A 12,022-nucleotide genomic window follows, 5' to 3' on the forward strand; every position below is an offset into this window, starting at 1 on the left:
ATCGGGTCGCCGGGCTCATCCCTTCACGGATCCGAGCATCACCCCCGAGACGAAGTGACGCTGCACGAACGGGTACACGCACAGGATCGGGATGATCGCCAGCACCATGGTCACGGCCTCGACGTTCGCCGAGATCGCCGCGCTCGTCGAGCCGATGGCCGCGGCGCTCTCCGCGGTTGTGGTCGAGGCCCCCGCGATCAGATTCCTGAGATGCAGCGAGAGCGGGAACAGCTCGCTCTTGTCGAGGTAGAGGAACGCCGAGAACCAGTCGTTCCAGTAGCTCACCGAGTAGAACAGCGTCATGGTTGCGAGCACCGCCTTCGACAGCGGCATCACGATGCGCGTGAAGATCCCCCACCAGCCGAGCCCGTCGATCCGCGCGGCCTCCTCGAGTTCGCGCGGCATGTTCTCGAAGAACGACTTCATCACAAGAAGGTTGAACACCGAGAGCGCGCCCGGAAGCACGACGGCCCACATCGTGTTCTTCAGCTCGAGGGATGAGATCAGCACGTAGTTCGGGATGATCCCGCCGTTGAAGAACATCGTGAACACCGCGATGCCGATGAGCACGTTGCGTCCGCGCAGGTGCTGCTGCGAGATCACATACGCGAACGTCGTCGTCAGCGCCATCGCCAGCACGGTTCCCACGACCGTGTAGAGCACCGTGTTGCCGTAGGTGCCCCAGAACCTGCCGTCGGATGTGACCGCGTGATACGTGTCGAGGTTGAAGCCGACCGGCAGCGCGTTGACGAGCCCGGCCTTGATCGCGCCGGAGCTCGAGAAGGACTGCGCGATCAGGGTGACGAACGGGTACAGCGTGAGGAGGCAGATGACCACCAGCGCCGTGACGTTGAACCACGTGAACACGCGGTAGCCCGTCGAGTCGCGGGGGCCTCGGGTGCGGGGGCCGACGGCCTTGCCGGTCACGATCGCTTCGGTCACCACAGGCTTGCTCCCACCACTCGCCGCGAGATGAAGTTCGCGGACAGGACCATCACGAGGCCGATGCACGCCTGGAAGAGGCCGATCGCCGCCGCGTAGCTGAGGTTGTTCGAGACGAGACCCACGCGATACAGGTACGTCGAGATCACGTCGGCCGTCTCGTACGTGAGCGGCGCGTAGAGAAGCAGCACCTTCTCGAAGCCGACGTTGAGGAACGTCCCGATGTTCAGGATCAGCAGGGTGATCATCGTCGGCCGGATGCCGGGAAGCGTGACGTGCCACGTCTGGCGCCACCGGCCGGCGCCGTCGATCCGCGCCGCCTCGTACAGCGAGTCGTCGACCGTGGTCAGGGCAGCGAGGTACAGGATCGTCCCCCAGCCCACGGTCTGCCAGACCTCCGAGCCGACGTAGATCACCCGGAACCACTCGGGGCGCTGCAGGAACGGGATCGCGTCGCCGCCCATCGCCTCCACGATCTGGTTGACCGTTCCCTGCAGCGACAGCAGCTGCATCACGACGCCCGCGACGATGACGATCGACAGGAAGTGGGGGAGGTAGGTGATCGACTGCACGATGTTCTTGAACGTCCGCTTGCGGACCTCGTTCAGCATGAGCGCCAGGATGATCGGCAGCGGGAAGCACACGACGAGCGTCAGGGCCCCGAGGATCGCGGTGTTCGCGAAGACGTGCCAGAACGTGGCGTCCGAGATGAACATCTGCACGTAGCGAAGCCCGACCCACTCCTCGCCGAGGATGTTCCCGCCGGGCCGGAAGCGGCGGAACGCGATGACGTTGCCGAGCATCGGCACGTACCGGAAGACGAGCAGATAGATGATCGGCACGAGCGCCATCGCGTAGAGCACGCCGTCGTGCCGCAGCGTCTTGCGCCACGGGATCCTCGCGGGCCGGCGCCCGCGCCCTCCGGTGCGTCGCGACGGCGCCAGCGGCGGGCGGCCGGCGGCGCCGTCACGCGCGGGCGGTGGTGGATCGGTGACGGCGGTCGTGCCGCTCGTCGCCGCGTGCGTCAGTTCCATGTCTGCACCTTCAACGGATCGGATGGCAACGGATCGGATGGCAACGGATCGGATGGCGGGTTCGGCGGGGCACTTGCACCCCGCCGAACCCGGAGCGGACCGATCAGCCGTTCTCCGCGGCGTAGCGCTCGTGGGCGCCGTTGATCAGGTCGAGGTAGCCCTGCAGGTTCTGGCCCTCCAGCTCGCTCACGAACGCGTCCCACTCGGACAGCGGGCGCTCACCGAGGATGAACTTGAGCGTGTTGGTGTCGACGGTGTCCTTCAGCGGCGTCGACAGCAGCGACGCCTGCTCGAGCTCGGCCTCGTCGAGAGGCGCGGGCGGGAAGGGATCGCGCGGCGTGCGGTTGGTGAGCACGGAGTCGATGTAGTCGACGAACGCGGGCACGTTGTACGACTCCTTCAGCGCGCGAGACTCGGTCGAACCCGACAGCGGGTCGTTCGAGTAGCCGAGGTCCTTCTGGATGTCGGTCGGGGCGTCCGGGTTGATGTTGAACGCGTCGAGCGAGTACTCGGGGTTGAGCTGGTAGCTTCCGTCCGCGCCCTTGGTGTACGTCTCTCCCTCGACGCCCCAGCGCAGCAGGTCGCGCGCCTCGGGGCTGTAGTACAGCCAGTCGAGGAACTGCAGGAGGGCGATGAAGTTCGGGCTCTCCTCGGCCTCGGCGGTCAGCATGAAGCCGTTCCAGAAGTTGCGGGGCTCGACGATCTGCCCGGCGGGTCCGCCCGGCGGGGCGATCTGCACGACCTCGTAGCCCTCGGCGCCGGCCGCCTCGAGGGCCGCGTTGAACTCCTGGACGGTGCCGTTCGCGCCCGAGGCGGCGAAGACCTGCCCGGCGGCGAACTTCTCCAGCACGGTGCTGCTCCCCTCGACCGCCGCCGTGAACGACTCGGTGTCGAGCAGGCCGTCCTCGACGAGGCCGTGGAAGTACTCGACCATCACCTTGTATCCCTCGTTGGTCGCGGCGTACTCGAACTCGCCCTTCTCCTCGTTGAAGAAGGTGCCGTTGCCGAAGCCCCAGCCGGCGACGGTGCCGAACGCGTGGGCGGCGTAGTTGAGCATCGACTGACCCTCGAAGCCGTCGGCGAGCGGTGTGCTGTCCGGATATTTCGCCTTGATCTTCTCCAGGACGGTGCGCAGGTCGTCCCAGGTCTCCGGGACCTCGGCACCCACCTCCTCGATGATGTCCGTGCGGACGACGAGGGTGAACGTCGGGACGGAGACCTCCTGCAGGCCCGGCATCATGTAGTACTTGCCGTCGGCCTGGCGGAGGTTGTCGATCATGTCGCGCAGGTCCCACTCGTCCACGTACTTCTGGAAGTGGGGCATGTGGTCCTCGTAGTCGCTGAGTGCGACGACGGCGCCGGTGGCGGCGAACTGCCTCTCCTCGCCGGTGTACACGAGCGGGATGATCTGGGGCGCGTCGCCGGCGCTGATCAGCAGGCTGCGCTTCTCCAGGGCGTCGCTGAACGGGATGTTCGTCAGCTCGAGCGAGACGTTTGTGCGTTCGGCGATCTCGTCGAAGACCTCCCATGAGTCCTTGATCGGCGTCTCCGGCCAGTCGGTCCAGAGCATCGAGAAGGTGAGCGGCTCGGAGGCCGTGAACGTCTTGTCGACGCCGTAGCCGCTCATCGAGCCCGCGTCGTTCTCACTGCCTGCCGGCTCCTCGCTCGAGCCGCCGGCGGTGCATCCGGCGACCGCGAAGAGGGTCCCGGCGACGGCCAGTGCGGTCGCGGCCCTGGCGAATCGGCGCGCCGGGCGCGCGGTCAGTTCACGCTTCATGTCTCTCCCTTGAGAACTGTGCCCGGACGTCGTCGGCCGAGCCATGCGGTGCCGGGGAGCGGATGCCTCTCGCCCTCGTCCCGTGCGGATTTTAACGTCAAACTATGTGCCGTCATCGGTTGCGTCAAGGGAAACTTTTATCGATATAGTCCAGGTCACTGCCCATGCGCTCGACGGAGCGCGGCGCACCGGCGAGCGGTGGCATGATGCAGGGGGAGGGATCGCCATGGTGACGATGTCGGATGTCGCGCGAGAGGCCGGCGTGTCGACGATGACCGTGTCGAACGTCCTTAACGACCGCCGTCCGGTGGGTGCGCCGACGCGTGCGCGAGTGCTCGCGGCCGTGGAGTCGCTCGGATACGAGGTGAACCTGACGGCGCGCAACCTGCGTGCCGGACGCACGGGCACCGTGGCCCTGATCGTGCCGAGCTTCTACGACTACTACAGCGAGCTCGCCGACGCCGTCGCGCGGGAGGTGGAAGCCGGCGGGCGTCACCTCGTGCTCGAGCGCACGACGGCGAGCGCCGAGCTCGAGATGGCCTCGGTCAGCCGCGCGCGACTGCAGCTGTACGACGGCGTGCTGATGTCCTCGGTCGGGCTCGATCGCGAGGATCTCGATCGCATCCGCAGCTCCACGCCGATCGTGCTGCTGGGTGAGCGCGATGTGCCCGATCGCTTCGACCACGTGCGACTCGCGAATGAGGCCGGGGCCCAGGAGGCCACCGCGCACATGATCGCTCGCGGCTCCCGCCGGATCCTGGCCCTCGGCTGCACGCCGGGGGACGCGCATGCCATGACCTCCGATCGGCGTGTGGGATGGGAGCAGGCCCACCGCGACGCGGGGCTGCCGATCGACGAGCGGTACGTCGTCCCCATCGGCGACTACTCCTTCGAGGACGCGCGGCGCACCCTTCTGAAGGTGATCGCGGCGGGCCTGCCCTTCGACGCGGTCTTCGCCGCCACTGACGTCATCGCACTCGCGGCCCTCGGTGCGCTGCACGAGTCCGGGCTGCGCGTGCCGGACGATGTGAGGGTGTCCGGCTTCGACGACCTCCAGGTATCGAGGTACGTGCCGCCGGGGCTGACGTCGGTCGATCCCGGGCACGAGACCGTCGCGCGCGAGGCGGTGCGGCTGCTTCACCGTCGGTTGGCCGATCCGGATGCGCCGGCCGAGCACGTCGCCACGCCCGTGCGACTCGTCGTGCGCGGTTCGACGCGCTGATCCGGCCAGCTGCGCTAACGTGTCGCGGATAACGCTTTCCCGTCGATCGAAGGAGATCCACGTGCACGCCCCCGTCGCGTCCGAGCTCGTCGCTCCCGCCGCCCCGATGGCGGCGACCCGGCACCGGCCCCTCGCCGTGCCGGCCGTGCGTCTGCGCGGCGGTGCCCTCGGGCGATGGCAGCGACTGAACGCGGAAGCGACCATCCCTCACTGCATCGCGCAGGTGGAGTCCTCGGGAGTGCTCGACAACTTCCGCCGCATCGTGGGGGAGTCGGACGCAGCCCACCGCGGGTTCGTGTTCGCCGACTCCGACCTCTACAAGACGATCGAGGCCGTCGCGTGGGAGACCGCGCGCAGCGGCGAGCGGCGGCACGAGGCGTGGCTCGACGACGTGATCGCGCTCGTCGCCCGGGTCCAGGAGCCGGATGGATACGTGCACACCTGGATCCAGGGGGTGCATCCCGAGAAGCGGTTCGCCGAGCAGGAGTGGACCCACGAGATGTACGTGGCCGGCCATCTGATCCAGGCGGCCGTGGCCCTCGCGAGGGCGTCCGGGCGCACGGATCTCCTCGACATCGCCCGCCGTTTCGCCGACCTGCTCGACGACCTCTTCGGCCCGGGACGGCAGGATGCGATCTGCGGGCACCCCGAGATCGAGACGGCCCTCGTCGAGCTCGCCCGGTTCACCGGGGAGGAGCGGTACCTGGCGTTCGCGGCGAAGATGATCGATCTGCGAGGCCGGGGGATCCTCCCAGCCGGCGCCTTCGGCCCCCAGTATTTCCAGGACCACGTCCCCGTGCGCGAGGCGACGACCGCCATCGGCCACGCGGTGCGCCAGCTGTACCTGAACGCCGGCGTGACCGATGTGCTGCTCGAGGCCGACGACCCCGGCCTCCGGGCGGCGATGGACGCGCAGTGGGCGAGCGTGCACGAGCGGAAGATGTACCTCACCGGCGCCTTCGGTGCGCGGCACCGCGACGAGGCGTTCGGCGACGACTACGAGCTGCCGTCCGAGCGGGCCTACGCCGAGACCTGCGCGACCGTCGCGGACATCCATTGGACGTGGCGGATGCTGCTCGCGGACGGCGCCGCGGGGCCCGCGCGCTACGCCGAGACGATCGAGCGCGAGGTGCACAACGCGCTCGCCGCGGCCGTCGACGCGTCGGGAACGCGATTCTTCTACGCCAACCCGCTGCAGCAGCGCCCCGACCGTCACTCGGAGGAGAACGCGCCGCGGCAGCGCACGTCCTGGTACTCGTGCGCGTGCTGCCCGCCGAATGTCGCACGGACGGTGGCGCAGCTCGGGGCGTACGTCGCGTCGGCGACGGACGGCGCGCTCTGGATCCATCAGCTCGCGGATGCCGAGATCGACCTCCCGGCGCCGCTCGGCTCGGGCACGGTCAGGGTGCGCACGGAGTATCCGGCCGACGGCCGGGTCGACATCGAGGTCGCGGGCGACGTCGCCACCGGGGCCGTGCTGCGCGTGCGGGTGCCGAGCTGGTCGTCCGCCTGGTCGCTCGAGGCCGCGGACGGCGCGCACCCGCGCGAGGCGGACGGCTACGCGACCGTCCCGCTGGCGCCCGGCGCGCGCTACCGCCTGGAGCTCGACCTGACGCCGCGCTTCACCCGAGCCCATCACCGCGTGGATGCGCTCCGCGGCGCGCTGGCGGTCGAGCGCGGCCCGCTCGTCTACTGCGTGGAGCAGGCGGATCTTCCCGAGACGCTCCAGGTGGATGACCTCGTCCTGCTGCCGGTCGCACCCGTCGAGGGCGAGGGCGGCACGCTCCGCCTGCGGTGCGCCGAGGCCGCCGCGCCCGACGACCTGTACCGCTCGGGTCCGCCGGCGACGGCGCGCGGCGAGCACGACGTCACCGCAATCCCCTTCGCCACCTGGGGCAACCGCGCGCCGGGGGCGATGCGCGTGTGGCTCCCCACCCCGTGACCGACAATCCGCATCCACAGAAGGAAAGAGCGACCTTGAGCACGCCGACGACCACCGCGATCATCGACCTCGACCTGCCCGGGCCCACCATCTCGCGCCACGTGTACGGCCACTTCGCCGAGCACCTCGGGCGCTGCATCTACGGCGGGTTCTGGGTCGGCGAGGACTCGGACATCCCCAACGAGCGGGGCCTGCGGTCAGACGTCGTCGACGCGCTGCGCGCGATCCGGATCCCGAACCTGCGGTGGCCGGGCGGCTGCTTCGCCGACGACTACCACTGGCGCGACGGAATCGGCCCGCGCGATCAGCGGCCCCGGATGGTCAATTCGCACTGGGGAGACGTGGTCGAGGACAACTCGTTCGGCACGCACGAGTTTATGGACCTGTGCGAGCTGCTCGGCGCCGACCCCTACATCTCGGGCAACGTCGGGTCGGGAACCGTGCAGGAGATGTCCGAGTGGGTGGAGTACCTCACGCGCGGCGACGACTCGCCGATGGCCGCGCTGCGCCGCGCCAACGGGCGGGATGAGCCGTGGAAGGTGCCGTTCTGGGGCCTCGGCAACGAGGCCTGGGGTTGCGGCGGCCACATGCGCGTCGAGACCTTCTCGGCGCTCGCCCGCCAGTACGCGACGTACGCGCGGAACCACGGCGGCAACGAGCTGTACCGGATCGCGGCGGGGGCCGACACCGCCGACTACCACTGGACCGAGACGCTGATGCGCTCGTTCGGCGATCTCGCGGCCGATCCGGCGGCCCCGGTCGCGCCGTTCCAGGCCCTCTCGCTTCACTACTACACGATGAGCGGCGACTGGGCCGACAAGGGCAGCGCCACCGAGTTCACCGTCGACGAGTGGTACACGACGCTCGCGCGCGCCCACCGGATGCACGAGCTGCTGACGCGGCACTCGACCGTCATGGACCGCTACGACCCGCACCGCAAGGTCGGCCTCGTCGTCGACGAGTGGGGCACGTGGTGGAACGTGGAACCGGGCACCAACCCGGGCTTCCTGTACCAGCAGAACACCCTGCGCGATGCGCTCGTCGCCTCGGTGCACTTCGACGCGTTCCACTCCCACGCCGACCGCGTGGTGATGACGAACATCGCGCAGACCGTCAACGTGCTGCAGGCGATGATCCTGACCGACCCCGACAGCGGCGCGCTTGTGCTCACGCCGACGTACCACGTGTTCGAGATGAACACCGAGCACCACGACGCCGACGCCCTCGCCGTCCATCTGCGCGACGTCCCCACGCTCACGGCCGCAGGCCGGGAGCTGCCGCTCGTCTCGGCGTCGGCGTCGGCCTCGACCACGGGCGACACGGCGCTCGTCTCGCTGTCGAATCTCGACGCGGAATCCGGCCGCACGGTCCTCCTGGATCTGCGGGGCCGACAGGTGATCGGCCACTCCGCGCGGATCCTCGGGGCGGAGGGGCTCGGGGCGCACAACACGCCCGACCGGCCGTCGGACGTCGCACCGCGCGCTCACGACGGGGTGCGCCCGAGCGAGCGCGGACTCGAGGTGGACCTTCCCGCGCATTCGTACGTCACGGTGGCGCTCGAGCTGGCCTGAGCAATCCGCGCACGAACCGCCCGGACGTCGGCGGACCGGGCTACGCTCGCTGCATGCGCGCACTCTGGCGCGACCATGTGGTCGCCGACACCCCGGACGATCGGATCGTCGAGATCGAGGGCAACCGGTACTTCCCGCCGGACTCCCTCGACCGCTCGATGTTCCACGCGAGCCCGACGCCGTACACGTGCCCCTGGAAGGGCGAGTGCCAGTACTGGACGCTGCGGCACTCCCAGGGCGACGTCCACGACGAGTCGATCGACGCCGCCTGGAGCTATCCGACGCCGCTGCACAGCGCGATCGAGCGGGTCGGCGTCGACTTCTCGGGCTACGTCGCCTTCGGCGACGAGGTCACCATCCTTCCCTGAGCGGGCAGCGTGAGCATCGAGTTCCGGTCCGTCCGGAAGACCTACGCCGACGGGCGCGGAGAGATCGTCGCGGTCGATGACGTCAGCCTGACGGTGCCGTCCCACCGGACCGTCGTGCTCCTCGGGTCGTCGGGATCCGGCAAGACCACCCTCCTGCGCATGGTGAACCGGATGGTCGACCCGACGTCCGGATCGGTCCTGATCGACGACGAGGACGTGAAGGACCGGGATCCGGTCGCCCTGCGTCGCCGGATCGGCTACGTCATGCAGCAGGCGGGCCTGCTGCCGCACATCCGCGTGATCGACAACATCGCCACGGTTCCCGTGCTGAACGGCGTCGGCAGGCGCGAGGCACGCGAGCGCGCCCTCGAGCTTATGGAGGTCGTGGGCCTCGACCCGCGGTTCGCGAGCAGATACCCCTCTCAACTGTCCGGAGGGCAGCAGCAGCGTGTGGGAGTCGCACGGGCGCTCGCGGCCGATCCGAACATCCTGCTGATGGACGAGCCGTTCGGCGCGGTCGATCCGATCGTCCGCCGCGAGCTGCAGCAGGAGCTGCTGCGTCTTCAGCGCGAACTGGGGAAGACGATCCTGTTCGTCACCCACGACGTGGATGAGGCGTTCCTGCTCGGCGACGAGGTGGTCGTTATGGCCACCGGCGGGCGGATCGTGCAGCGCGGGACGCCGGCCGAGATCCTGACGGCTCCCGCGGACGACTTCGTCGCCGACTTCGTCGGGGGAGGACGGCGCGAACTCCACGTGCGCCGCACCCCGCAGGGAAGCGTCGTCGTCGACCGCGACGGCCGGGTGCAGGGAGTGCTGCGCGGCGGAGACGACGGATGACCTGGATCGCCGACAATGTCGGGCTGATCCTGTCGCTGACGGTCGAGCATCTGCGGCAGAGCCTGCTGCCGATCCTGTGGGGCCTGCTGCTGTCGCTGCCACTGGGGTGGGCGGCGCACCGGTGGCGCGTGCTGCGGGGGCCGGTGATCGCCGTGACGGGACTGCTCTACACGCTTCCCTCGCTCGCGCTGCTGCCGCTTCTTCCCGTGATCTTCGGGATCAGCGCGCTCAGCGAGCTGAATCTCATGCTCGCCCTGACGATCTACGCGGTCGCCATTCTCGTGCGCGCCGTCGCCGACGGCTTCGACTCGGTCGACGGCGACGTGCGCCGGGCCGCGGTGGCGGTCGGCTACGGGCCGGTGCGGCGGTTCTGGGGGGTCGAGCTGCCGCTGGCGGGCCCCGTGATCCTCGCGGGCCTGCGGGTCGCGGCGGTGAGCACGATCGCGCTCGCGACCGTCGGCATCCTGATCGGGGTGACGAACCTCGGCTACCTGTTCACGAACGGCTTCCAGCGCCGCATCGTCGAGGAGATCCTCGCGGGGGTCGTCGCCGTGGCGATCGTCGCGCTGATCGTCGATCTGCTGCTTGTGCTCGCCGGCCGTGTGCTGCTTCCGTGGGCGCGCGTCGTCGCGCCGAAGGGGGCGAACGCGTGAACCTGCTGCTGGAGGCGCTTGCGTGGCTGTTCTCGCCCGACAGGCTCGAGGGCTCGCATCCGCTGCCGGCGGCGTTCCTCGCCCACCTCGCGTACACGTTCGCCGCGGTCGCCATCGCCGCGGCGGTCGCGATCCCGGCCGGCTGGGCGATCGGCCACACCGGGCGCGGGCGCGAACTCGCCGTGGGGATCTCGGGAGCGGCGCGGGCGATCCCGTCCTTCGGCCTGATCCTGCTGCTGGTGCTCGTGCTCGGCGTGACGCGCAAGCCGGAGGCGGCGCTCATCGCATTTGTGCTGCTGGCGATCCCGCCGATCCTCGCGGGCGCCTACTCGGGGCTCGAGGCGATCGACCGGCGGATCATCGATGCGGGCAGGGCGCAGGGGATGAGCGAGTGGCAGATCCTGTGGCGCATCGAGGCGCCGCTCGGGCTCGCGCTGCTCGTCGCCGGTCTGCGATCCGCGGTGCTGCAGGTCGTTGCCACCGTGACCCTGGCGGCCTACGTCAACCTCGGCGGCCTCGGCTACGACATCATCCAGGGACTGCAGCTGCGCCGCTTCGAGCAGGTGCTCGGGGGCGCGATCGCCGTCGCGGCGCTGGCGCTCGTGCTCGACGGGGTGTTCGCCCTGCTGCAGCGGGCCGCGGTGCCGCGGCACCTGCGCGGCGGTCCACGCATTCTGTCGCGGACCGGTCCCCGTGTCCCTGCCCCGGCGTAGGCTCGGCGCAGGACGACGGGAAGGGACCTGGGTCATGGCATTGAACGGGATGAAGCGGGGCGCGGTCGGCGGCGCCATCGGACTTGCGCTCACGATGGCGCTCGCGGGGTGCGGATCGAGCGATCCCCTCGCCGAGCCGTCGGGAGAGGCATCCGCCCCGGCCTCCGGCGACGCGATCGTCGTCGGCTCGCAGACGTATCCCTCGAACGAGATCATCGCCGAGATCTACGCGCAGGCGCTCGAGGCGAAGGGCTTCGAGGTCGAGCGCAAGTTCAGCATCGGCCAGCGCGACGCGTACCTTCCCTCGCTCGAGAGCGGCGAGATCCAGCTCTTCCCCGAGTACAGCGGCAACCTGCTGCAGTTCCTCGACGAGGACACCGAGGCGCGCACGCCGGATGACGTCTACGCCGCGCTGACGGAGGCGCTGCCCGAGAACCTGACCGCGCTCGAGCAGTCGACGGCGACGGATCAGGACTCCTACACGGTCACTGCGGCATTCGCCGAGGAGCACGGCCTCGAGACCATCGGCGACCTCGCCGAGGTCGAGGGCCCGCTGACGCTCGGCGGACCGCCCGAGCTCGAGGAGCGGCCGTACGGGCCGAAGGGCGCCAAGGAGGTCTACGGTGTCGATCTCGAGTTCTCGGCGACGGGTGACACCACGGTCGAGGATCTGCTCGCCGGGACGATCGATGTGGCGAACGTGTACACGGCCGACCCGCAGATCGAGACCGAGGACCTCGTGCCGCTCGCCGATCCCGAGGGGCTCATCCTGTCCTCGAATGTGGTGCCGATCGCGTCCAGCGACATCGCCGACGAGATCGCGGACGTGATCGACCCGGTCAGCGCGGCGCTCACGCCGGAGGGACTCGTGGCGCTGAACGTGCAGAACACCGTCGAGCAGCGCTCGGCCGCCGAGATCGCCACGGAGTGGCTCGCGGACAACGGCCTCGACTGAGCCGA

At 69.7% G+C, this 12,022-nt stretch carries 11 protein-coding genes; 8 read left to right on the forward strand and 3 right to left on the reverse strand.

Annotated features, from left to right (window positions below):
• Nucleotides 1-15: 15 nt before the first annotated feature.
• The 3 genes from ABD161_RS02850 to ABD161_RS02860 form a co-directional block, all read right to left on the reverse strand.
• Nucleotides 16-942, reverse strand: coding sequence for a carbohydrate ABC transporter permease (locus ABD161_RS02850; protein ID WP_406916863.1), 927 nt, complete (start codon nt 940-942; stop codon nt 16-18).
• Nucleotides 939-1,976, reverse strand: coding sequence for an ABC transporter permease (locus ABD161_RS02855; RefSeq protein WP_343999510.1), 1,038 nt, complete (start codon nt 1,974-1,976; stop codon nt 939-941). Before ABD161_RS02855 ends, ABD161_RS02850 begins: the two co-directional genes overlap by 4 nt.
• Nucleotides 1,977-2,079: 103 nt before the next feature.
• Nucleotides 2,080-3,753, reverse strand: a complete 1,674-nt coding sequence (locus tag ABD161_RS02860; RefSeq protein ID WP_343999512.1) for an ABC transporter substrate-binding protein — start codon at nt 3,751-3,753, stop codon at nt 2,080-2,082.
• 235 nt (nt 3,754-3,988) lie between these two features.
• Between ABD161_RS02860 and ABD161_RS02865 the strand changes: the two genes are divergently transcribed.
• From ABD161_RS02865 to ABD161_RS02900, 8 genes are all read left to right on the forward strand, one after another.
• Nucleotides 3,989-4,975 carry a LacI family DNA-binding transcriptional regulator gene (locus ABD161_RS02865; protein WP_344000082.1) on the forward strand — a complete coding sequence of 329 codons (987 nt, stop codon included), beginning with the start codon at nt 3,989-3,991 and terminating at the stop codon, nt 4,973-4,975.
• Nucleotides 4,976-5,036: 61 nt separating this feature from the next.
• Nucleotides 5,037-6,917: a glycoside hydrolase family 127 protein gene (locus tag ABD161_RS02870; protein WP_343999513.1), complete on the forward strand. Its 1,881-nt coding sequence runs from the start codon at nt 5,037-5,039 to the stop codon at nt 6,915-6,917.
• 35 nt (nt 6,918-6,952) lie between these two features.
• Nucleotides 6,953-8,488: an alpha-N-arabinofuranosidase gene (locus ABD161_RS02875; protein ID WP_343999515.1), complete on the forward strand. Its 1,536-nt coding sequence runs from the start codon at nt 6,953-6,955 to the stop codon at nt 8,486-8,488.
• Between the two features lie 53 nt (nt 8,489-8,541).
• Nucleotides 8,542-8,856 carry a DUF427 domain-containing protein gene (locus ABD161_RS02880; protein WP_135112477.1) on the forward strand — a complete coding sequence of 105 codons (315 nt, stop codon included), beginning with the start codon at nt 8,542-8,544 and terminating at the stop codon, nt 8,854-8,856.
• A gap of 9 nt (nt 8,857-8,865) precedes the next feature.
• The gene (locus tag ABD161_RS02885) at nt 8,866-9,696 is read left to right on the forward strand and encodes an ABC transporter ATP-binding protein (RefSeq protein ID WP_343999516.1); all 831 of its coding nucleotides are present in this window, start codon (nt 8,866-8,868) and stop codon (nt 9,694-9,696) included.
• Complete coding sequence (locus tag ABD161_RS02890; protein ID WP_343999517.1) at nt 9,693-10,349, forward strand: ABC transporter permease; 657 nt, start codon at nt 9,693-9,695, stop codon at nt 10,347-10,349. Before ABD161_RS02885 ends, ABD161_RS02890 begins: the two co-directional genes overlap by 4 nt.
• Nucleotides 10,346-11,062, forward strand: a complete 717-nt coding sequence (locus ABD161_RS02895) for an ABC transporter permease (protein WP_343999519.1) — start codon at nt 10,346-10,348, stop codon at nt 11,060-11,062. Before ABD161_RS02890 ends, ABD161_RS02895 begins: the two co-directional genes overlap by 4 nt.
• A 34-nt stretch (nt 11,063-11,096) precedes the next feature.
• Entirely contained in the window at nt 11,097-12,017 is a 921-nt protein-coding gene (locus ABD161_RS02900) for an ABC transporter substrate-binding protein (RefSeq protein WP_343999521.1), read from the forward strand.
• Nucleotides 12,018-12,022: the final 5 nt, after the last annotated feature.

It is taken from the genome of Microbacterium paludicola (assembly GCF_039529675.1).
GTDB classification, from domain to species: domain Bacteria; phylum Actinomycetota; class Actinomycetes; order Actinomycetales; family Microbacteriaceae; genus Microbacterium; species Microbacterium paludicola.